General features: G+C 39.6%; 19 protein-coding genes. 14 read left to right on the top strand and 5 right to left on the bottom strand.

The genetic code is table 11. From position 1 onward, the window contains the following. Window positions 1-160: 160 nt before the first annotated feature. From pyrR to B3E92_RS16860, 3 genes are all read right to left on the bottom strand, one after another. Window positions 161-724, bottom strand: a complete 564-nt coding sequence (gene pyrR / locus B3E92_RS16870; RefSeq protein WP_112374861.1) for a bifunctional pyr operon transcriptional regulator/uracil phosphoribosyltransferase PyrR — start codon at window positions 722-724, stop codon at window positions 161-163. Between the two features lie 246 nt (window positions 725-970). Next, window positions 971-2,371, bottom strand: coding sequence for an APC family permease (locus B3E92_RS16865; RefSeq protein ID WP_236560287.1), 1,401 nt, complete (start codon window positions 2,369-2,371; stop codon window positions 971-973). 148 nt (window positions 2,372-2,519) lie between these two features. Next, a complete protein-coding gene (locus B3E92_RS16860) occupies window positions 2,520-5,534 on the bottom strand; it encodes a DUF2723 domain-containing protein (protein WP_112374862.1) in 3,015 nt (1,004 codons plus the stop codon). Window positions 5,535-6,344: 810 nt separating this feature from the next. On the opposite strand from B3E92_RS16860, the gene B3E92_RS16855 reads away from it, so the two are divergent. From B3E92_RS16855 to pth, 3 genes are all read left to right on the top strand, one after another. Beyond that, complete coding sequence (locus B3E92_RS16855) at window positions 6,345-7,301, top strand: ribose-phosphate pyrophosphokinase (RefSeq protein WP_046672755.1); 957 nt, start codon at window positions 6,345-6,347, stop codon at window positions 7,299-7,301. Between the two features lie 443 nt (window positions 7,302-7,744). Continuing rightward, the gene (locus tag B3E92_RS16850) at window positions 7,745-8,341 is read left to right on the top strand and encodes a 50S ribosomal protein L25/general stress protein Ctc (RefSeq protein ID WP_046672756.1); all 597 of its coding nucleotides are present in this window, start codon (window positions 7,745-7,747) and stop codon (window positions 8,339-8,341) included. A gap of 80 nt (window positions 8,342-8,421) precedes the next feature. Continuing rightward, entirely contained in the window at window positions 8,422-8,985 is a 564-nt protein-coding gene (gene pth, locus B3E92_RS16845) for an aminoacyl-tRNA hydrolase (protein WP_070561240.1), read from the top strand. A gap of 68 nt (window positions 8,986-9,053) precedes the next feature. Here pth and B3E92_RS16840 read toward each other — a convergent pair whose 3' ends face one another. Next, complete coding sequence (locus B3E92_RS16840; RefSeq protein WP_201640102.1) at window positions 9,054-11,264, bottom strand: M56 family metallopeptidase; 2,211 nt, start codon at window positions 11,262-11,264, stop codon at window positions 9,054-9,056. 4 nt (window positions 11,265-11,268) lie between these two features. Further along, window positions 11,269-11,631, bottom strand: a complete 363-nt coding sequence (locus tag B3E92_RS16835) for a BlaI/MecI/CopY family transcriptional regulator (protein ID WP_046672759.1) — start codon at window positions 11,629-11,631, stop codon at window positions 11,269-11,271. Between the two features lie 335 nt (window positions 11,632-11,966). Between B3E92_RS16835 and B3E92_RS16830 the strand changes: the two genes are divergently transcribed. The 11 genes from B3E92_RS16830 to B3E92_RS16780 all read left to right on the top strand — a co-directional run bounded on the left by B3E92_RS16830 (window position 11,967) and on the right by B3E92_RS16780 (window position 24,090). Further along, entirely contained in the window at window positions 11,967-13,337 is a 1,371-nt protein-coding gene (locus B3E92_RS16830) for a hypothetical protein (RefSeq protein WP_070561242.1), read from the top strand. Window positions 13,338-13,342: 5 nt separating this feature from the next. Beyond that, window positions 13,343-14,350, top strand: coding sequence for an SPFH domain-containing protein (locus B3E92_RS16825; protein WP_070561243.1), 1,008 nt, complete (start codon window positions 13,343-13,345; stop codon window positions 14,348-14,350). 126 nt (window positions 14,351-14,476) lie between these two features. Further along, a complete protein-coding gene (locus B3E92_RS16820) occupies window positions 14,477-14,722 on the top strand; it encodes a hypothetical protein (protein WP_070561244.1) in 246 nt (81 codons plus the stop codon). Between the two features lie 189 nt (window positions 14,723-14,911). Next, window positions 14,912-16,198: a citrate synthase gene (locus B3E92_RS16815; RefSeq protein ID WP_046672763.1), complete on the top strand. Its 1,287-nt coding sequence runs from the start codon at window positions 14,912-14,914 to the stop codon at window positions 16,196-16,198. A 252-nt stretch (window positions 16,199-16,450) separates the two neighbouring features. Continuing rightward, window positions 16,451-17,524 (top strand): NADH-quinone oxidoreductase subunit NuoH, encoded by a 1,074-nt coding sequence (gene nuoH, locus B3E92_RS16810; protein ID WP_046672764.1) that lies wholly within the window; start codon window positions 16,451-16,453, stop codon window positions 17,522-17,524. A 3-nt stretch (window positions 17,525-17,527) separates the two neighbouring features. Continuing rightward, window positions 17,528-18,091, top strand: a complete 564-nt coding sequence (locus B3E92_RS16805) for a NuoI/complex I 23 kDa subunit family protein (protein WP_046672765.1) — start codon at window positions 17,528-17,530, stop codon at window positions 18,089-18,091. 3 nt (window positions 18,092-18,094) lie between these two features. Then, window positions 18,095-18,637 (top strand): NADH-quinone oxidoreductase subunit J, encoded by a 543-nt coding sequence (locus tag B3E92_RS16800; RefSeq protein ID WP_070561245.1) that lies wholly within the window; start codon window positions 18,095-18,097, stop codon window positions 18,635-18,637. Beyond that, window positions 18,634-18,942, top strand: coding sequence for an NADH-quinone oxidoreductase subunit NuoK (gene nuoK, locus B3E92_RS16795; protein WP_046672767.1), 309 nt, complete (start codon window positions 18,634-18,636; stop codon window positions 18,940-18,942). Before B3E92_RS16800 ends, nuoK begins: the two co-directional genes overlap by 4 nt. Before the next feature lie 3 nt (window positions 18,943-18,945). Next, the gene (locus B3E92_RS16790; protein WP_286727820.1) at window positions 18,946-21,000 is read left to right on the top strand and encodes an NADH-quinone oxidoreductase subunit L; all 2,055 of its coding nucleotides are present in this window, start codon (window positions 18,946-18,948) and stop codon (window positions 20,998-21,000) included. A 3-nt stretch (window positions 21,001-21,003) separates the two neighbouring features. After that, the gene (locus B3E92_RS16785; RefSeq protein ID WP_070561247.1) at window positions 21,004-22,605 is read left to right on the top strand and encodes a complex I subunit 4 family protein; all 1,602 of its coding nucleotides are present in this window, start codon (window positions 21,004-21,006) and stop codon (window positions 22,603-22,605) included. A 6-nt stretch (window positions 22,606-22,611) separates the two neighbouring features. Further along, on the top strand, window positions 22,612-24,090 hold the full coding sequence (locus B3E92_RS16780) for an NADH-quinone oxidoreductase subunit N (RefSeq protein ID WP_286897603.1): 1,479 nt from the start codon (window positions 22,612-22,614) through the stop codon (window positions 24,088-24,090). The last annotated feature ends 175 nt before the right edge of the window (window positions 24,091-24,265 follow it).

The raw sequence follows: 24,265 nt of genomic DNA, 5'->3' as shown, positions 1-24,265 counted from the left end.
ACTAATCATTTTTTTTCTGAAAGTGTCTGATCTTATTGGCCAGAAAGAACCTTCAGTTTGCTTTCATTGCTGTTGGCGTCTGCGAAGTCATGAAGGTTTTATTGAAAGTGCCTGTTTCCAAAGGTCAACAATAACCTTCAGTATCGTCATGACACCGCTATTAATCCCTAGCTGACGCCTTCTTTTCTGTAATCAAGATAATACTATCCTGATCCTCTGATTCTTTCCAGTTAACAATTACTTTTTGTGAATCAATAGAATCTACCTGTATTCCGATATAATCGGGCTGAATAGGGATCTGTCTAGAAAACCGGCGATCGACCAAAACAAGCAATTCTATTCTTCTTGCACGGCCAAATGCCTGCACAGCATCCATTGCCGCACGAATAGTACGTCCTGTCCATAAGACATCATCTATAAAGATCACCTCTTTACCTTCTACAATAAAATTGATATTTGTGCTATTTGCTAAGATTGGACCAGTATTCCCTTTCGTACGGAAGTCATCGCGATAAAAGGTAATATCCAAATCGCCAACTAAAATCTCTTTTCCGATCATTTGTTCAAGCTCTTTGACGATGCGTCTCGCTAAGAAAGTTCCTCGGGGTTGAATACCTATGACGACAGCATTTGAAAAATCACCGTGATTCTCAATCAATTGACGACATAGTCTTTGAATTGTGATTTGAAATTTTGGTCCGTCTAATAAAATCGACTGTTTCATTATGGGAATGTTTGAGCAAAGCTACACTTTTTTTAACAAAAACGAAGCCATGAAGGGCAATTAATTTCAATATTTGCATCCAACTGGCACAATAACAAAAAGTGATTTAAACAAAGATTATCTTCCTTTCCGGGAAATTTACAAAGCCATTATTCCAGCACATTACCAGATTTTGAAGTTATATACAATACGCATTGCCAACCATTTACAGCAAATTCCATAACATCGAAATGCTATAGGTAGCGACTATTCATCTAGCTCGGCACGTTTATTATTCCGTGCAAAAAAATACACTGGTACACCGATTAATACAAGTATAAAGCCTGGCCAGGTATATTGTGGCTTATAGATAATTAATAATACACAAAATACGGTACCTATCAACAGGTACAAGATTGGTGTAATCGGAAAGAGGAAGGTTTTGTAGGAACGTTCCAAATCCGGTCTCCGGATACGTTGAATAATAACGCCCAGCACTGTAATCATATAGAATATAACAATAACAAAAGATATCATATCCAGTAAATTGCCATATTGTCCGCTCAGGCAAAGTAAGGAAGCCCAGATTCCCTGAAGCCATAACGATCGTGCGGGCACATCATATTTGTTATTGGGAATCGCCTGCTTCAGAAACAATCCATCTTTTGCCATGGTCTGAAAAACACGCGCTCCGGACAGCGCAAGTCCATTAACACAGCCAAAGGTCGAGATCATAACCAGAATCGCCATCGCTATCGTGCCCGTATGTCCTAATATTTTTTCAGCCGCCGCTATGGCAACACGATCATTTGCCGCAAAAGCAATTTCCTCTCTATTTAATGCCGCTAGGTAAATGTAATTACAGCTTATATAGAGCAACATCACCAAGCTCGTCCCGATAACCAATGCCCGAACAACATTACGCTGCGGATTGACAATCTCTCCGGAAACAAACGTTACATTTTCCCAGGCCACACTACTAAATACCGAACCTACCATTGCAGCAGCTAATGCCCCCATCAGTACGCCCCCCGAGATCTGCGACCAGCCAGCACCTTTCAAATTTTGAAAAGAATCCCAGCCATAAGCCATATTTTCTGAAAAATGATTTTCCTTAATCAAGAACAGACCGCCTAAAATCAGTAAAACCAGCGCAATGATTTTTGCTGAAGTAAAGAAAGATTGAACAGCTTTTCCACTCTTGATCCCTCTTGTATTGATAAAGGTCAGGAGAATAATAACACCCATAGCGACAATCTGTATCCAGGTAATCTTAAACTCTCCACGCTGAAATAGCGGCGCTGCATCATTTAACTGCGGAATAAGGTAGGCTGTAAACTTACCAAAGGCTACAGCTACAGCTGCTATCGTTCCCGTTTGAATAACTGTAAATAAACTCCAGCCATATAAAAAGCCAATTGGCTTCCCAAATATTTCTGTCAGATAGGTATATTGTCCCCCAGCCTTCGGATACATAGACGACAATTCGCCATAGCAGATTGCCGCCGCAACAGTTGCTAATGCGGTCAATAACCAAACTATCGCCAACCAATATCCGGATCCCAGCTGCCGCATCATATCACTCGATACAATAAAAATACCGCTTCCGATCATCGACCCCATGACCAGCATAACTGCATCCCACAATTTTAATTGACGTTTCATCATAACTTAAGGTTGGTTTTATATGGTGTTAAGCTAAGAAAAAATAATCAAAAAAAAGCCGCCCTTTCCTACATCGCATCAAAAAGTGTTTTTCCTTTCGAATACCTGTAGTAAAGGGCAGCTCCTTCGGTTAAAATGATGTCTCTAATTGTTACTCAACACCATACTGTTGTTTATACGATTTTTCTAAATCGGTCACTTGCTGTAGCAATTGTTTTTCCGAGGTAGAGGCCAAGATACTCTTATAGGCACCCAAAGCACGTAATGCTGTACCTATATTTGAATATTCCAGCTCAGGCTTCGTTTGTGCAATATCCTGATACCAACGCATGTTTTGGGTCATAAACTTCAGATTACGGTTTACGATTTCATTTGCACGCTTCGTTTCACCAGTTTCATACAACACATTGACAATTGGAATATAGCCTAAAATATCACGCATCAAATAAACACGTTTTGGCATTTTCTCAAAGGTTTCAACAGCGACTTTACGCGCCTCATCCTTATGACCTTCCATCATCAACTGTGTCGCTGTACCGCCCATTACCGTATTTGTAATCATGGTAATCATGCGGTAAGATTCAGGATCCAGGTAAGAAGCATGTGCCATATTACCCCATTGGTATTTCGTAGTAATGTCTTTATAAGCAGACTGTGTATCAACCAATGTACCTTCCGCCCCGGCAGGAGTTGCAATCGGCATTAAACGCAGTGCAAAGCCCTCTTGGACCAGATATTTATCTAAACCAAGGTAGTTATCATTTGGAACTGTTGCCGCAAAATAAATTGGACGTTTCCAATCGTTATTCAACAATACGTTTAAGATTGATAATTCTGCCCTAGAGATATAATTTCTATTGTAGGTCCAGCTCATGGTATCGACAATAGATTCTTGCCAAGCTTTAGGAACGACATTATTTTTCAGAACAGATTCTTTATTCACCGGAAGGCTAAAGTTTTTGGTTGGCAAGAAGTTTTCAAACTTACCACCTCTCAATTCCAATTTGTTCTTCTGGTCGTCAGACAATAAAATCTGCATGATCAAATCCAGATCCACATGTCCGGGAACCTTCATATCCTGATAATAAAGCACTTCTCGAACGCCTTTTTTGAATTTTTCGTCATCGATATTGATCGGTAAACCTTCGGCCTGATTCACTTTTTGCTTCATCTGGCGCATATACCAGTCCGAACTCAATAAACTTAAGTTCACCACGCGTACATCTGGACGATAATTTTCAACTTCCTGTACATACCACAAAGGATAGGTATCATTATCGCCGTAAGTAAATAAAATCGCATTCGGTGCACAAGATGCTAAATAGTTTTTCGCTAAATCACGTGCAGTTGTTTTCTCCGAACGATCGTGATCATCCCAGTTTTGGAAGCCCAGCAATACCGGAGCACCCAATAAACAAGCAACTGTAGCAGCACCGGCCGCTACTTTACCATCCACTTTTTTGCTTAAATAATCCGCGATAGCGAAAACCCCAAGCCCGATCCAGATGGCAAAGGCATAAAAAGAACCTGCATACGCATAGTCACGTTCCCGCGGTTGAAGCGGACTTTGATTTAAATATAAAACAATTGCTAATCCTGTAAAGAAAAACAACAACCCCACAATTCCCGCATCACGTTGTCTCTTTCCAAAATGCCAAAAGGCACCGATTAGACCGATGATCAAAGGCAAGAAATAATATTTGTTATTCGAAGGATCAGTCTTCAATGAATCTGGAATGGCATTTTGTCCACCGACATGCATTTGGTCTACAGGTTTAGCACCTGAAATCCAATTACCTTCTGTGAATGATCCTTGACCTTGTTGGTCATTCTGACGGCCTGCAAAATTCCATAAGAAATAACGTCCGTACATGTGTCCAATCTGATAACTGAAAAAGAATTTCAGGTTATCGCCAAAAGTCGGCGACTGTCCTTCCGGGATTTTTAAGTAATCACGATAATATTCAATATGTCCCTGATCTCGTGAACTGTAGACACGCGGAAAAAACATGGTTTTATCGTATTTATAATCCATGCCGTTCTCCACTTTTGTATACTTGTCCTTGTCTTTTCTGTACGTATACGTCGGCTCGGCATCAACTACCTGCGCATCAAATGTAGGTCCGTTTAAAAGAGGCTCACTTGCATATTGCTCACGACCAAGATAACTTACAAAAGAAAATGCATTATCTGGATCACTGTTATTTAACGTCGGATTTGCTTTTGCACGTACCATAATCATGGCAAAAGAGCTATAACCAAAAATGATAAATGCTGCACTGATCAAGATCAGATTTAGCATCGGTTTGACCTTTTTGATTGAATACCAGATACCATATACGAAAAGAGCCACCGCTAAAATCATGAATAAGTTAAATCCAGTACCGAAGCCCATTCCCAGACTATTCACAAAGAACAGGTCAAAATAGGCTGCCGCTTTAACGGTGTATTGAATGATACCCCATAAAATGAGCGCCAAAACAACGACACCGATCAAGAAAGCTTTGATGGCTCCTGATGACGTGACTGTTTTCGAACGTTTAAAATAGATCACCAAAGCTATTGCCGGGATCACCAAAAGGTTCAATAAGTGAACACCTATAGAAAGCCCCATCACGTAAGCGATAAAGATCAACCAACGATCTGAACCAGCTTCATCGGCGTGGTTTTCCCATTTTAGAATTCCCCAAAATACAACCGCCGTACATAAAGAAGACATGGCATATACTTCGGACTCTACCGCTGAGAACCAAAAGGTATCCGTAAATGCATAAGCCAATGCACCAACAGCGCCCGAGCCGAATATTTTGATTAAATCGGTTGATGTATATGATCCATCAACACCCTTTACAACGATTTTCTTTGCTAAAGCTGTAATTGTCCAAAATAAAAACAAAATGGTCAGACCACTACATACCGCCGATCCTACATTCATCCAGAACGCAATTCGTGTAACATCTCCACCGGCAAGGTTTGAGAATATATTTTGAATCATTAAGAATAAAGGTGCTCCTGGCTGGTGCACAATTTGAAGTTTAAAGGCTGAAGCGATAAACTCGCCACAGTCCCACCAGCTCGTCGATCGTTCGGCAGTCATGACATACGCTAATGTTGCTATTAGCGCACATATCCATCCTAAAAGATTGTTGATTTTAGTATAGTTCATAAAATGATAACTGTAAAAAGTATTATAATACGGCTCGAAAATAAGGATAAGTTAATAAGAAATGAACTTTATTCTGATTTTTTAACACATATTAATTGAAAAAATTTCATTACGCGATCTAATATTGGCGACAAAGAAAGCACGTCCAAGTATACTTGTACACTTTACAACGTGTTGATGGGATCTCCTTACCGAAAAAAAAGGTTAGCACACTGAATTTTCAGGAGCAAACAAAAATTATTTCTTTGAAAATCAGCCCTAATACACTTTTGAGTTCATTTTTATTTGCAGAAATAAGAATAGTCCGTATATTTGCATCATCAAATGTGAACGACATCATCACGATAGCAATCACTTTTGAATTGTTTGTCCGATAGTATAAGGGTAGTACAACAGTTTTTGGTTCTGTTTGTCTTGGTTCGAATCCAGGTCGGACAACAAACAATAGAAAAGGCTTGCAAATGCAAGCCTTTTCTGCGTTATATGCAAGGCTTATTATTTATAAAAGGGTTTAGATTTTTTTAAATTTACATTTTGATTTTTAAAACAAATCTCTATCTTTGCGTCGTCAAAAAGAGAAAAGCGGAAACGTTGACTTTTTAGAGACATTGTCCGATAGTATAAGGGTAGTACGACAGTTTTTGGTTCTGTTTGTCTTGGTTCGAATCCAGGTCGGACAACTTTTAAAGTTAAGGTATATGGATTGTGAAAACAATCCATTTTTTTTAATGTTTAACTTTAAAAAACAGTAAGGGAATAAAAATATTGAATAAACGACAATACAATAACCCAACATAAATATACAAAACCATGCCTTTGCAATTCAACACGGTTAAACTATTTGCAGGTTCTGGCACTACAGAACTAGCCGAAAAAATCGCACAATCTTACGGGAAACCACTAGGAGACAAAACATTATCGCGTTTTAGCGACGGTGAGATTCAACCATTCTACAATGAATCAGTTCGCGGAAGTGATGTATTCATCATCCAATCTACCAACCAACCTACCGACAATCTTTTTGAATTATTATTGATGACAGATGCAGCGAAGAGAGCTTCAGCGCATTATATCACAGCGGTAGTCCCTTACTTTGGTTTCGCAAGACAAGATCGAAAAGACAAACCAAGAGTTGCTATTGGCGCAAAAATGATCGCCAATCTGTTGACTGCAGCTGGTATCCACCGTATCATGACAATGGACCTACACGCAGCACAAATCCAAGGTTTTTTCGATATCCCTGTTGACCATTTGGATGGTTCTATCATTTTTGTCCCTTACATCAAATCGTTAAAACTTCCGAACCTAACGATTGCTTCCCCAGATATGGGTGGCTCATACAGAGCGCGTACCTTTGCTAAATTTTTCAATGCAGAAGTTATTATCTGTGACAAACGTCGTAAACGTGCAAACGAAATCGAATCGATGTCTATCATCGGTGACGTAACAGGTCAGGACGTTGTTTTGATCGATGACATCTGTGATACTGCTGGTACACTTTCAAAAGCAGCAGCACTTATCATGGAAAATGGTGCAAAATCCGTAAGAGCCGTTTGTACACATGCAGTGTTATCCGGAAAGGCATATGAAACAATTGAAAACTCGGTATTGTCAGAAATGATCGTAACAGATACCATTCAATTGGATCCAGAAAAAGCAAAACAATCGACTAAAATTAAAGTATTATCAACGGCTGATTTATTTGCAAAAGCAATCACCAGTGTAAATCAACACTCTTCAATCTCTGATTTATTTGAAGTAGAATAATCTTTGCGTTTTAGATCCTAGATATTGGACCTTGGTACAGAAAGCATTCAGCTCAGTGGCCAAGGTCTTTTTTTTTATAGCTTTTTTATCTCGTACACAAGTTAACAATTGATTTATCTCAATTCCTATATTAGCAGGGGATTTAAAGGGGGATTACAAGGGGATAACAGGGAAATAACAGGGGGTTAATAGGGGTAAACCCCTATTAACCCCCTGTTATTTCCCTGTTAAACGAGCTCTATACCGGTTTTAATATAAGGGTTGATATTAATTTGATCATATATTAGGCTAAACCAAGTAGCGTTGAATAGGTCTGTTCATAGACATGGAAAGATTAAGGACCTTGAATAAGTGCCTGTTCTCGAACCAATAACAATCGTATTTTTTTGATAATATCAGAAATTAGATTATCTTTGCACCTCAAATTTATAAAAAATTAAAAGATGAAATCAATTGCTATTAGCGGTTCTGTAAGACAGAACGTAGGGAAAAGAGATGCAAAAGAATTGCGTTACCAAGGTTTAGTACCAGCAGTACTTTACGGTGGTACAGAGCAAACAGCTCTTTCTGTATCCGCAGCTGATTTGAAACCAGTTCTTTACACTGCAGACGTAATCATTGTTGAATTAAACATTGACGGTCAAACTAAAAGAGCTATCGTTCAAGACGCACAATTCCACCCATTAACTGATTTAGTTACACACGTTGACTTTTTAGAATTATTTGATGATAAAGAAGTATCATTGAATATCCCTATCAAATTAACAGGAACTTCTCCAGGTGTTAAAATGGGGGGTAAATTAGTTCAAAAATTACGTAATTTACGCGTAAAAGCATTACCAGCAAACTTGCCACAAGAAATTGCCGTACCAATGGAATCTTTAGAAGTTGGTAAATCAGTTCGTGTAGGTCAAATTCAATTGGAAAACGCAAAAGTATTGAACAATGCTGATGATACAATCGTATCAGTAATCATGTCTCGTGCATTGCGTCAAGCTGAACAAGAAGCTGCTAAAGCATCTAAAGGTGGTAAAAAATAATCTGAGCAAGATTTTAAAATACTACAGAAAGCACCGAAATTCGGTGCTTTTTTTGTTTATTAAATTTCTATTTTTGCAGCATGAATTATCTTATCGTTGGATTAGGCAACATTGGCAGTGAATATGCCGATACACGACATAATATTGGTTTTATGGTTGCCGACGAGCTGGTTAAACAGGCTGGCGCCAGTTTCTCCTTGCTCAAGTTGGCCTACTATAGCGAATTTAAGCAACGGGGGCACAATGTTACTGTGATTAAACCTACAACTTACATGAACTTAAGTGGCAAGGCCGTCAACTACTACATGCAACAATGCAAAGTTCCAATTCAGAATGTATTGGTGATTGTAGATGATCTGGCCATTCCATTTGGCTCGCTACGCATGAAACCCAAAGGAAGCAGCGCCGGTCATAACGGACTTAAATCCATAGAACAGCTTTGTGGCGGACAGGTTTATCCGCGCTTACGTTTCGGTATTGGCGATAATTACCCAAAAGGTAGACAAGTCGATTATGTACTAGGTCCTTTTGACAAAGAGGAACAAGCTGAACTACCGGCTTTAATTGACCATTCTGTTAAAATGATCCAGAGTTTTATCAATATCGGCATCGAGCTGACGATGACAAATCTGAATACAAAATAAGTCAGAAAAAGCCGAATATATCGGCTTTTTCCTGTGTAACTCTTGTGCTTTTATTGTATCGACCTTGTCTATTTCTTAATCGCTTCACCTTGTTCCTTCCCCAACTCAGTCTTAATTACTTTTCTCACTTTTCCCGATAGACGGTCCTTTACATCAGAAGATATTTCAGGGTGTTCCTTTACATAAGACTTGGTGTTCACAATGATGACGCCATTATCCGCCTGATCACCATATAGTGCAGTAGCATTTTGATCTTTTAAGATCGTAATGTTATCAATTGTATTCGGATCCAAATCTTTGATTTTTTTGTCTGCGGCAATTTCTCCGTCGACAACAAATAGTGGATTGCCCTTAGCTCCATGAACTCTGCGAAATTTAATATTACGGGCAGCGACTTTTCCAGATCCATCATCTGTCAATCGGATGATATTTCCAGGGATTCCCTGCGCTCGGCCCTTGAGCTCGGGTTCGTTCGCATCTTCTTTTTTATAACCCATTACAACAACTTCCGAGAGGTTTCCATTCACCTTCATCTTGTCAACGTTACCTGCATCTTCTTTTTTATCATAAGTAAAAGTAAGGGTCTGATTTGTGATCTTTGGTGAACCATTTTTCTTCAACTTAACAAGAATAACTCCGTTCTTCCCTTTTTCACCATATATTGATGCAGCATTATTTTTAATCACATCAATCGATTGGATTTCCGTCCCCGGAATGGCAGACATAATGGTTGAATTAACTTCCTTTCCTTCCACAATATAAAGCGGTTCACTTCTAGGGTCTGCATTGGCACGAACCTCTATCCCAATAGTATTTCCTTTCAATCTAGTCGCGTCTTTACCAATATGAGCTCCTTCTTTCAATTCCACTTCAAGGATGCCATCTTTCCCAACATCTTCACCATACTTATCAATAGCAGCCTTACCCTGTAATACCGAGACTGACGCTATAGCATTTGGATCGATATCATCTACAGTAAACGTTTTTTCCTGCACAATACCATTCATAACACAGCGCAATTTCTTTTGCGCTATATCCGAATGTTGTTGCATCTCGACAGTATTGGCCAAAACTGCTCCGCCAGCAATATCAATTGAAGACTTCGTCCGATACTTGATCAGATCACTATCATTCGAAAACCAGTACTTTGCCAGTTTTCCTTCAGGAATAGCCAAAAACTCTGCTTTAGAGACCAATTTATTATCCACAAAATACTTTTGATCTTTAGAGAAATCAATAGCGGATCTCTTGATTTCCGTAAAATCTTTTGTCTCCACTTGATGTGCTTTAGCCAAAGTATCCGTTAACGAAGTAGCCTTCATATTTGATTGATCTGTCTGAGATCTTAAATCAACTGTTGGCAACGGAATAGGTAATACAGTTTCATTTGCCTTCTCAACGACCCCCTCAATACTACCCTCCGCTTTACTTACTGTAAATGCTGCTCCCGTCAACAAAAATATGGGTAAAAGAAAGGCGTATTTACTAAGCTCTATTTTCGATGATCGCTTCTTGTTCATCATCATAATACGACGTTTTAAAAGTTTAAAATTAAATTGATTGCTCAATCCTACTGAAGTGCCCTTTTTGGACACATTCAATAGGCTGTATTGGTACGTCTGCTTGTCAATTCCTTTATCGAGAACCTGTTGATCAGTCAAGAACTCCAAATTTTGGCGAATGGCCCTGCGCATGAGCCAGACGAAAGGATTGTACCAACAACACACCAATATCATTTCAAACAATAAAATATCCAAACTGTGAAGGCCTTTCACATGAATATCCTCATGCTTAAAAATATCTTTTAGCTCAGCATCCAGATGCTGGTCTTTGTTGACATAGATTTTATTCAAAAACGAAAACGGAACAATAGGAATCAGTACATTCCGAAATAGATACGTCCGCCATTGATCGGACCTCGAATTCAGATGAATTCGCAATAAACTCAATAATTGAAATACAAATTTTAATAACAATAAAACAGCACCGGCCATAAATACGATTTCCACCAACCTCCCTAATGTCAGCTGCTGTTGAACCTCCGGTTCCATCATATAAAGCGAAATTTGCTCGCCTACGACCCCCATATTCAATCCGCGCTGTACAAACAAAGACTTTAAATCCAAAAATGGATACAGGAAAGCAAATAGCCCCCCTACTAAGAAGTAGGCTCTATTTAAAAAATAGAACGTCAAGCCTTTCAACAGTCCAATATATCCCAGATAGATAATACCCAACAACAGATTGACTTGTATAATATAGGTTAGTAGACTTTCCATGCGATTAAGATTTATTATGCTTAATCATGTCCATAATCTCCTTTAACTCATCGGCGGTCAGTTTTTCTTCCTGTACAAAAAAGGAAACCATTTCCTTATAGGAATTTTTGAAATAATCGCCCACAAAGGAATTCATAAACTTAGCCTTATAATCTTCCTCACTCACCATCGGCTCATAGCGTTTGGCATTGGCGTAGCGTACTGCCTTCACAAAAGCCTTGCGCTCCAGATTCTTTACTGTCGAAGCCAAAGTCGTATAAGGCATCTTCTCACCTTTTACATTATCCAAGATCTCTTTTATAAAACCTCCATTGAGGCTCCAAATCGATTGCATTGCCTGCTCTTCCTGTGCTGTTAATTTTTCCATATCTTTATCTTCCTTTTTCTAATCTACTACTAATCTACGAATAATTCGTAAATACAAAAAATATTTTTTATTGCCTTTGTGATCTTCACGCAAATAGGGACTTTGTAACCCCTTAAAAAAAAGAAATAGCTCATTTCCTGCGCATTTAAACTCAAATCCGACGAATATAAGTTAGCTGGCAAAAAATTTGTTATACGTTTATTTTAATTCTAAATTCATTCATAAATCGCTTCATCAATGGAAAGAACAGGATATTCACTGTGTAAAATTGATAGCAATCAGTCGCACCGTTCACTCCAAAAGGAGATGGTTTAACACAAATACAAGAAAGATAAATGGCTAAAAATATCAAAGCGATCAAATGTCCGCATTGTGGCAGTATAAAAATTACCACATTACGCCCCGATTATTACAAATGCGACAGCTGTGGAACTGAATTTTTTCTGGATAGTGATGATATCAATATCAATTACAACTATAACTACCCACGCAACAACCAAGATCAATATAAAGCCATACGGATTGTATTATTTGCTGTTGTGGGCTTTATTGCGCTGATGTTTGTCATTGGAGCCCTAAGTGCTCTATTTTCCAAAAAGCCAGCGCCTAATTATTCAACTTACAGCACTTCCAATACAGCAGAGAAAAAAGAAGAAGCCCAACCGCTGGAATGGAATTACGCAAGCAACACGCTATTTTTGGATAAAGATAATACGCCACATATCGTCGTCGTCGGTAATGTCGGAACCTTCAGGGGTCGAATGAACGAAGGCAAGGACAATAAGGTTTATATTGGGCTCTTCGACCCAAAAACTGGTAAGAAAGAATGGGTTAAGACTTTGATGGAAACTCCCGTCGAACTGTCGAGCAGCGACGTCAAACTTCAGGTATTTGAAGATCAGCATCTTTATATCATCGTCAAATCCAAATATATTTATCAGCTGGACAGAAATACACTCACTTATAAAAGTGTCCTAGAGAACTATGTAAAAGATGCTCCATCTTTAAGCACAGGCATCGCTAAAGTTGAATTTAAATACGAAGACTATGGCTCTGCCTATCAGATTGTCAACAATGAAGGACAAAACCTAGCTTATTACCCCTTAATTAACAAATCTATTCCCGATAAACAACTGTACGATGAAAGAAGGAAAAAGCTGCCCAACCCAACAACAAAAACGGAATTCACCTTTTCAAGTAAATCAAGTTATTACCCAGAAGAAAAAATTCAGTTAATCCAGTACAGCTACCAATATCAATATGGATTTCCCAAAGATAGCCCACGCTTTTCCTGGGATAAGGATTACGGCGGATCAGGTATTTTTACCGACCGCGATCCATACAAAAAGGTCTTGATAAATCCATGGCAATTTAAAGGAGCCCGTCTGATCAGTTTCAAAGACTTTACACCGGGCAGACTTTACTTCCAGCCCGTAGTGGTTGCTCAAAATGACAAAATACTTCTCATTGCGTATAAACCGACACCTGCTGAGGACGACCCCTTACAGATCCAGTTGCTGGATATAACAACGGGGGCCATACAAAAAACGATCAGCACAGACCTAAAGTCCATTTATGGAAATGGATGCCTGTTAAAGGATGGTTTTATTGTAAAAGACGGTAGCAACTATTATTATTTTGATAATAATGGCAAACAAATCAACAAGTTTGAAGGGTATAACCCCAAATTCGACACACTAAATTAAACACTATGGGACTATTTAATCTTTTTAACAACCAGCTTTCTGAGGTCATTGAGTGGAAAAACCAGGATCCCCGAATATTATGGTATAAATTTCCATCTGAAAGGAATGAGATCAAAAATTCCAGTAAGCTGATCCTTGCTCCAGGGCAGGGCTGCATCCTCGTCTACGAAGGAAAAGGTGAAAACTTGCTGACCGAGGCAGGCACATACAATCTGAAAACGGACAACCATCCATTCTTTACTACTTTAGCACGTTTGCGGCAAAACTTTGAATCAGAACATAAGCTCTACATTTACTTTTTCCGTACAGCCGCTATCGTCAATCAATCTTGGGGAACGGGAACACCTATTAAATATATCGACCCCCATTACAATTTACCGATAGAAATTGGCTTGAATGGTACATTCTCTTACCTCATCAAGGAACCGGTACATTTCTATAAAAACATTGTGGCGAATCAAAATACGGTTAGCACAGCTGATATTCAAGACATCATCAATAATCGGATCCCCCAACAAATTATTGCGCAGATTGCACAAAAGAAACTGGGTTACAATGAGATTGACAGTCAACTGGGATTACTTTCCAACGACATCAAGACCGCGGTTACACAAGACTTTAATGATCTTGGCCTCGACATTACGGATTTCAAAATCCTAGGAACTCAATTTGATGCCAATACACAACGAAGAATTGGAGAAATCGCCGATTTAAGCACACAAAATCAAGCAGCGCTACAGGCAGGTCTGAGCTATGTTGAATTAGAAAAATTACGGGCACTACGCGACGCAGCTAAAAATGAAGGCGGAATTGCAGGTGTAGGTGCACAACTGGGAGTCGGTATGGAACTCGGAAAGCAATTCGACCTTCAAAAAGAGGAGATCAAAGATCATATTCAGCAAGAGGGTGACTTTGTCGAGAAACTCCAAAAGCTGCAGCTGCTGCTTCGTGAGAATATCATTACCCAAGAAGAATTCGACACATTAAAAAAACAGATTCTCAATAAAATCTAGTGTATTACGGGAGATTCAACCTTAAAAGTGATAGCTATCCCATGAGACCTTTTAAAATGTAAATCGGTACGATTCAGCTCAATATACTGAGGTCAATCCATTCACAACCCATAAATTAATTCAGCTATGAAATATATATTCGGCATATTATTCACACTGGTGATCCTTTTCGTTGCCACCTATTTCCTTTTGGGACTTTGGGGCATTAAGCTATTGGAGGCGGAAAACTTCAGCAAAATATTGTGGACTACAGGAATTTTGACACTAACGTCCATTATTCTGGTTTGTTTTGTCATACTACCTTTTTTCGGATCGGGCAAACACGGCAACTACCAAGACAAAGGAAAGGTTGCGCAACGAAAAATAGATTGATATTTTTGCAGAATAAGATAATGTTAAATTTGAATAAATTATTTGCTTATTTAAGTAAATAATTCGTGAATATTATCCAAAATGACGCAGTCATGTCATTTTAATTCCAAAAGAACTTTCAATTTTAAATATCAAATAGTTAAATTTGTGAGATTAGCATAACAAATCAGATATAAGATATATATAAACATGTCAGATAAAGCATCTATAAATTTAGACGGCACTTCGTATGACCTTCCGGTCATTGTCGGTACTGAAAATGAAAAAGCAGTTGATATTTCGAAATTAAGAGATCTAAGCGGATTTATTACGTTAGACCCAGGATACAAAAATACAGGTGCAACGAAAAGTGCGATTACTTTCCTTGACGGTGAAAAAGGCATATTGAGATATAGAGGATATCCAATTGAACAATTGGCAGAGAAATCGACTTTCTTGGAAGTTGCTTATTTGTTGATTTATGGAGAACTTCCCAAAAAAGAGGTATTGGAAAAATTCAGAGCTGACATCAAAAAGCAAATGATGATTCACGAAGACATGAAAAACTTCTTCGCTGGATTCCCATCCAAATCTCACCCAATGGGCCAACTTTCGTGTTTAGTAGGCGCATTATCGGCATTTTACCCAGAATCTTTAAATCCTAACTTAACTGACGAAGAAGAGGATCAAACGATCATCAATCTTTTGGCAAAAATGCCAACGATCGTTTCCTGGATTCAAAAGAAATCATTGGGTCATCCTGTCGTTTATCCAAAAAACAACCTTGGTTACATTGACAACTTCCTAAACATGCTGTTTGGAGAAGTGAATGATGAAAAAACATTCGATCCTGTGGTGATTGACGCCATGCACAAATTGTTGATTTTACATGCTGATCATGAGCAAAACTGTTCAACATCTACTGTTCGCATCGTTGGTTCATCCAATGCAAACCTTTATGCATCTGTTGCATCGGGTATCAATGCATTATGGGGACCATTACATGGTGGTGCAAACCAAGCTGTAATCGAGATGTTGGAGGCCATTAAAAATGATGGTGGTGATGCTGAAAAATATCTTGCTAAAGCAAAAGACAAAAACGACCCTTTCCGTCTGATGGGATTCGGTCACCGTGTTTACAAAAACTTCGACCCTCGTGCTAAGATCATCAAAAAAGCATGTGATGACATCTTGGAAAAATTAGGCGTTCAAGATCCGGTATTGGATATCGCTAAAAGACTCGAAGAAGCAGCATTGAATGACCAATACTTCATCGACAGAAAACTTTATCCGAATGTTGACTTCTATTCAGGTATCATCTACCGCGCATTAGGTTTCAAAGCAGATATGTTTACCGTATTATTTGCTTTAGGCCGTCTACCAGGATGGATTGCACAATGGAAAGAAATGCGTGAAAACAAAGAGCCTATCGGTCGTCCTAGACAAGTATACGTTGGCCACACAGAACGCGACTACGTTGAATTTTCAAATCGCTAATCCGATTTCGATTTATATCCTTAAAAAGCATCCCTCGGGGATGCTTTTTTTATTTCTACCCCAACCAACATGGAGAACTTTACAGCTGTCCGAAACCACCCACTCGAACACTATAGGATGCACCGTCGTTACGTTATTGTCACGATAATCTACTTGTTAAGTATATTTTAATTTTTCCTTATCTAAATTCCCTGTTTTTCGTTAAGTTTGCGTATTCATTGGTCTCTTATTAAAAATCATTATAAATAAGACTTGTTAGAAACAATACTACATATCTTGGTTCCCATTGCTATTTTCACTTTTATAGCAGCCTTTACCTTATTTGCAGTATATGCCGAGCGTAAGATCGCGGGATTTGTACAAGATCGTCTAGGACCGATGGAAACAGGAAAGTATGGCAGTCTCCAAACGATTGCCGACATTCTCAAATTATTACAAAAAGAATTAATTACCCCCTCATCGGCCGATAAAATACTCTTTAGAGTTGCTCCTATCGTTATTTTCGTTGCTGTATTTACAGGTTTTGCCGTTATTCCCTGGGCCAAAGATTTTATCCCAGCGGATACACATACAGGCTTGTTCTTTATTATGGCCATCATCTCCATTGATGCTTTGGGCATTTTAATGGCAGGTTGGGGATCTAACAACAAATATTCTTTATTGGGTTCCATGCGTGCCATTGCACAGATGGTATCCTATGAAATACCGGTAGGCCTTTCGCTGATTGCTGTAGTGATGCTAACCCAGACCCTAAATTTGAATGAAATTGCTATTGGACAAGGAATTCTAACTCATGGAAGCATTAAATTCTTTGGTTTTTGGGAAGTCAATGAGATCGGAGGCCTTTTCGCCTGGAACATCTTTCAGGCCCCACATTTGATTATTACCTACATCATATTCTTTATTGCTACCCTTGCCGAGTGTAATCGTGCACCCTTTGATATCCCGGAAGCCGAATCTGAATTAGTTGGTGGTTTCCATACAGAATATGGGGGCATACAATTTGCCTTTATCTTTTTGGCCGAGTATGCCATGATGTTTTTGGTATCGATGTTGGGAGTTGTTCTCTTCTTAGGCGCTTGGAATACACCATTACCAAACATAGGTGCAATACGCTTGGCCGATTGGACCACAGGTTTAGTGTGGGGAATATTTTGGACATTAGCCAAATCATTATTTATTGTTGGTATCCAAATGTGGATTCGATGGACATTACCACGGTTACGTGCAGACCAGCTGATGAGTTTATGTTGGAAAGTATTGACACCGCTGGCTTTTCTTTGTATGGCCATCTCTGCAATTTGGCGAATTTTAGTTATAGCATAGGATATGATATTTAAAACAGCTTCGCATGCATTTCGTACGGCAATCAAGGGTTTATCTTTGACTGTTAAGCACTTGTTTGGTGCCCGACGTTCGCGAACAGAATTGAATATCAAGAAAGACAATTACTTTGATCAACAAGAAGGTATTGTCACCGTACAATACCCGCGTGAAAAAATGCCAATCCCCGAAGTTGCCCGCTATCAATTGCAAGTCGATATCGAGGACTGTATTGTATGTGATCTATGCGCAAAGGCTTGTCCTGTCGACTGCATCGAAATCGAAGCCATCAAATCACCGGAAGCGATTGGAAAAACTTCCGATGGCAGCGTTAAAAGACTATATCCGGCCAAATTCAATATTGATATGGCCAAATGTATGTACTGTGGCCTTTGTACTGTGGTATGTCCGACGGAATGTATTACCATGACCAATGAATATGACCGCAGTTCTCAAAAACTGACCGATCTTATCTATGGTTTTTCAGATATGACCGATAGTGAGGTCGCACAGCGCAAAGCAGAGTGGACCAAGTTTCAAGCTGAAAAGGAGGCAGCAAAGCAAAAATAAAAGATGGAAAGTATTTTATTCTACGCCTTTGCTACCCTAGCAATCGGTTCAGCACTTTTACTGGTCAATCTTAAAAATATCGCGCGTGCATTGTTCCTGTTTTTTATTGTGTTATTTGCTATGGCAGGACTCTACTTATTTGCTTTAGCCGATTTTGTAGCTATCACGCAAATTATGGTGTATGTCGGAGGCGTGCTCATATTGATGTTATTTGCCTTTATGCTCTCCAACAAAGAACTCCTGAAAGACCTTCAGGATAGCAGCGGTTCATTCTTAACCATGCCTAAGTGGCAGACGGTTCCCATCGTACTTGGCTTTCTATTGCTTATGCTATACGGCATTGTTGAATGGCAACAAGCACCATCTGCGTGGATTTTACAAGCTAGGGAAAATAACACCGAGATTGTCGCAACAGATAATAACATTCATCAGATTGGTTTACGTTTTATGACCTTTTACGTTTTACCATTTGAAATTATATCCGTGTTTTTGATGATGGCCTTGATCGGAGCCTCACATCTATCCAGAAAGGAGCGTACAATATGATTACGCTGACGCATTTCTTAGTTGTCAGTGCCTGCATCTTTTGCATTGGTCTTTATACTGTACTTTCCAAGAAAAATGCGATCATGATTCTGGTGGGTATTGAATTGATGATCAATGCCGCCATCCTGAACTTTGTTGCTTTTGGAAAATACGACAAGGTCAGTTATGGTGGGCAAATTTTCGCATTATTTGCCATTGTTCTCGCAGCGGCTGCAGTCGCTGTTGGATTGGCTATTGTATTAAATGTCTATCGGCATTACAAAACCATTAATCCGGATGAGATAAACCAATTAAAAGACAAATAAGCATTGGATCAATTTGTTCACATATCGCCCCTTCTGACCGCACTGTTTACCTTGGCAGCGCCATTTGTGGCATTCCTATATCAAGCAATAGCAGGCAAACGCGATCAGTCGGGCCTAGTTTCTCTCACGGCTATTATCCTCAGTTTTATCGCTGGTGGATTGACCTGGTTCTCTATATGGAATAATCCGGCAGTATCAATGCAAGTAAGCTGGTTCACTATTGGTGAAACAGCATTTAAAGTTGGTATCCTGCTGAACAATTTGAGCACGTTGATGCTTTTTTTGGTACCGACCATTGCCCTACCCGTACATATATACTCCAGGGCCTATATGCATGGCGATTCAGGTATTCACCGCTATTGGATGTATCTCAGCTTATTCTGTTTTGCGATGTTGGGATTGGTTATTATGGACAGCCTCCTATTGATGTATGTTTTTTGGGAATTAGTCGGTTTTGCATCGTATCTCCTCATCGGCTTCTGGTTCACACGTGAAACAGCTGTACAAGCCAATAAAAAAGCATTTTTGGTCAATCGCATCGGCGACCTCGGTTTTCTAATTGGGCTTGCGATCCTATTTACACAGTTCAAAACCCTCAATTTAATCGATCTCTTTGGAGACAATGGCTTAATTTATCAATCCACAATCGCCCAAGGATTATGGATATCTCCAGTCAATAGCTTACCTCAGATTTGGCTTACCATTGCAGGATTAGCCTTTTTCTTGGCAGCGATGGCTAAATCTGCACAATTTCCATTACATGTATGGCTTCCTGACGCCATGGAAGGTCCTACATCCGTATCCTCATTGATTCACGCCGCGACCATGGTTGCTGCAGGTGTATTCCTTTTGGCTACTGTATTTCCATTATTTAATGAATCTGCCTTATTATTTATTGCCATCATCGGTACAATAACCGCTGCTTTGGCCGCATACTTCGCACTTGGCCAATACGACATCAAACGTATTCTTGCTTTTTCGACCATATCGCAGCTTGGTTTTATGATGGTTGGCATTGGCATTGGAACATGGGATGCTGCTTTATTTCATCTGACTACGCATGCCTTCTTTAAGTGCCTGTTGTTTCTTTCTGCAGGAGCTGTCATTCATGAAATGGCCCATCTCAAAGCACATAGCCAATTGGACTTTGATCCGCAGGATTTACGGAATATGGGCGGGCTACGTCAATATTTGCCAAAAACCTTCGTGCTGATGTGTATAGCTTCGCTAGCACTTGCAGGATTCCCTTTGACTTCAGGTTATCTATCCAAAGACAGTATCGTCATCTCTTCCTTTGAATGGGCTCTTTCAAAAGGTAACTTATACCTTATCATCCCCGCGATTTTAATTCTAGTAAGTATTTTAACGGCTTTCTACATCGGTCGTCTGCTCTTTAAAGCCTTTTTTGGAGAGTTCAGACTGTTGAAACAGCTTCAGGGCAAACTACTGGATCATCCACTACATGAAGCCCCAAAGACCATGTTGATCCCCATGTTTGTTTTGGGACTATTCTGTCTATTCCCGGTATTCTCATTCAATCCGTTTTCTTATCATGATTCCTGGTTGATGGACGGCCTTTTATTGGATGAATATGCTTTTGCACCAAGCCATAGTGCACACCTTATTATCCCTGCAATACTGCTCCTTGGTTCGGTTATTGGCTGGATCATCGGCTGGAAATGGTATGTACAAAATAAATACCCGTTAAACCCCGCTAGCCAGGCATTAAAAGCCGCTTTCAACCAGGGTTATATCAACGAATTTTACCAAGCAGTCTTTGTGAATGGCATATTAAAATTAGCGCAGTTCTGTTATTGGTTTGATCGTCACATCGTTGACGCTTTCGTTTCTTTGATTCAGTTTATCGTCTTATCCCTCTCACAGCTAAGTGTGTGGATAGATAAATATATTGTAGATGGTTTTGTTAATACGGTTGCTACTGTAGCCTATTGGACAGGCAATCAAGTTCGCTTGGTCCAAAATGGAAAGATACAGACAGCATTGTATTCCGTCTTTTTATTAGTTTTACTTGGTTTAATTTATCTTATATTTTTTTAGGAAATGCCTATTCTATCCTTATTGATATTTTTACCGCTATTGGCTACGGCGCTCATTCTCGCCTTACCAACACGCTATAAATCGAGTTACAAATATATTGCTTTAGCATTCACAGCAATACAATTTGTACTGGCCGGAATATGTTATGCACAATTTGATGCAAGCAAAACAGGAGTCCAAGATCTAGCGGGCTATCAATTTGTTGAACAGCTTTCCTGGATCCGGTTAGATTTAGGATCAATAGGAAAACTAGAAATTGATTATCTTATTGGTATTGACGGGATCTCCATGCCCTTGTTATTGCTGAGTGCATTCGTTATGCTGATGGCTATAGGTGCCTCCTGGAATATTCAGAAAAGTCCGAAGGGATATTTTGCCTTGCTCATGGTACTTAATATGGCCGTTATGGGGATTTTCTGCGCATTGGATTTCTTCCTATTCTATTTGTTTTATGAAGTCATGTTACTGCCACTCTACTTCTTGATCGGTATCTGGGGGGGTGCAAGACGCGAATATGCAGCTATAAAATTCTTTTTATATACCCTATTCGGGTCTGTATTTATGTTGTTGATTATCGTCGGATTGTATTTTTCAGTAATCAACCCCTTGACTGGAGCACATACCTTCAACATGATCTATATGATGAATCCACAGAATTATCTTGAGGGTTCTATTTTCGGCTGGGAAGGTTATCAGGAGATTTTGGGCATTTCCGCTCGTCTGGTCGGTTTCATTGTGCTCTTCTTTGCCTTTGCCATTAAAGTACCCATTGTTCCGCTACATACTTGGCTACCGGATGCGCACGTTGAAGCGCCAACACCAGTATCTATTATTCTTGCCGGTATTCTCCTCAAAATTGGTGGTTACGGTATCATCCGTATCTGTTACAGCATCTTTCCCGATATGGCAGCCTTATCCAATTGGTGGCTTGGGTTAATCGGTGTTGTTTCCATTATTTATGGGGCTTTGAATGCCTTATCACAAAAAGACCTGAAACGAATGATTGCCTATTCATCGGTTTCACATATGGGCTTTGTGCTGCTTGGTGTTGCATCGCTGACTGCAGAAGGTATTTCTGGCGCCATGTTTCAGATGATTTCGCATGGATTCTTATCTGCGGCACTCTTTTTCCTTGTCGGCGTGGTCTATGACCGTGTACACGACAGAAATATCTATAGTTTCCGTGGCCTAGCTCAAATTATGCCCAAATACACAGGTTATGTCGCTGTCGCATTTTTTGCGTCCCTAGGCCTGCCCGGCTTTTCAGCTTTTATTGGCGAAGCCTTTGTCATTATCGGTTCCTTCAATGCCGCGAGTATAGGAACTGGATTACCGCGCTGGATGGCACTAGCGGGATCCATAGGTATCCTATTAAGTGCAGCCTATTTACTTTGGACACTGCAACGCATGTTCTTTGGACAAATTCGCTTAAAAGGCGGAGACTCCTGGAGTAATGCACTTACAGACGTCAATTTACGGGAACAAGTGATCTTATTTCCTACCCTAGCGCTTGCGCTATTACTTGGAATTATGCCGGCATTAGTATTTAACAACCTAAATGCCAGTGTTCTGAATCTCGTGAGTTTTATCCAACAATTTATCTAATTCAGCATGCTTGCATTTAGTCCATATATCAGTTCTTTCATCGATCAGATTATCGTAAGCGTTCCTTATTTTAAGCCCGAACTGACATTGATCGTCACTTTTATTGGTACTATCCTCGCTAGTCTTTTTATTGACAAACACTGGAAGCATACCTCTTTTGTCATCACCCTCATTGGGCTATTGCTCAGTGGTTGTTACCTTGTGGGCCAGGGACTCAGTAAGGTAGAGGCAACAGGCTTCTTTGATATGATCCATATTGATGCATTTGCTGTAGCCGCACGTTTGATTATCCTGTTGTCAACAATTCTCATTTGTATATTCATTCAACAACGCCATCAAGACCGCCCCTTAGGTGACCTATACGCCGTACTACTGACCGCAACCCTTGGCTTGAACCTGCTGACTATGTCGAGTAACTGGTTGATGATCTTTATTGCAGTGGAAACAGTTTCGATCAGCTCCTATATTATGGTTGGCTATTTCTCTTCAACAAAAGTTCAATCGGAAGCTGCTTTAAAATATGTACTGTTCGGATCCATCTGTGCTGCGGTTATGCTCTATGGTTTGTCTTTATTATACGGTTTCACGGGAAACCTGAATTTTGATGCACCAAGCCACATTGCCGGCTTGATGGAAGCACCTCAGATTATGATCAGCATTGCTTTATTATTTTTGCTGACAGGTATTGGATTCAAACTCAGTTTTTTTCCCTTTCATGTCTGGAGCCCGGATGTTTATCAAGGTGCCCCAACAGTGATTACCACCTATCTTGCTACTGTACCCAAAATTGCGGTCGTTGTTCTTTTGTCCAAGATATTCTCCGCATGGCTCAATGTCTCCTTTTATTTCAGCGATTTTCTGACTTATGTGATTATTGCGATCGCCATCGCAACCATGCTGATTGGTAATTTAGCCGCTTTGCGTCAACAGGATGCCAAAAGGATGATGGCCTACTCTTCCATTGGGCATACGGGTATACTCCTTATGGCTGTATTGGTTTATCAAAATAATGAATCAAATGTGCTGTTATTTTATCTATCCATATACGCTTTGATGAATATTGCGGTATTCATCTTTATTGATGCTTTGGAAGCTAGTTTAGAAAATACTTCAATTGAATCGTATCGCGGCTTAGGAAAGCAGTACCCACTGCTGTTCACCTCCTTTTCAATTGTTTTAATCGCTTTGGTCGGCCTACCTCCTACTGCGGGTTTTGTTGGGAAACTTTTGGTCTTTTCCAAAGTATTCGAGCAATACCAAAACTTCCAATCCTTTAGTTTGCTGGCATTACTCCTAGTGGGTGCATTGACATCTGTCATCTCCCTATTTTATTATTTTAAGATACCACTGAATGCGTTTCTAAGGGAAAATACGGGATCTCCAGCGGTTAAATTCAATGTGCTACTCTTGTGTATTGGAATCTTATGTACCGTGGCCGTGTTGATCTTAGGTATCTTTCCCGATTTATTACTTTCGGCATTCTAGAAAACAGGAAACTTCTTTCATTTTAATAAGTTTATCGTCCAATTCATTCCCTTAATGTCTGCGTTGAATAGTAAGAATAACTCCATAATATATTTTATATTTCCTCAATAAAAGTATTATCAATGGTTGAGGAGAGACCGATAAATTGTTTTTTATGTAAAGCGCAATTAAATTG

Origin of the sequence: Sphingobacterium sp. UBA6317, assembly GCF_002440385.1 — a bacterium.
GTDB classification, from domain to species: Bacteria; Bacteroidota; Bacteroidia; order Sphingobacteriales; family Sphingobacteriaceae; genus Sphingobacterium; species Sphingobacterium multivorum.
The sequence above is the reverse complement of the archived record's forward strand: the minus strand, read 5'-3'. Positions and strand labels throughout refer to the sequence as shown.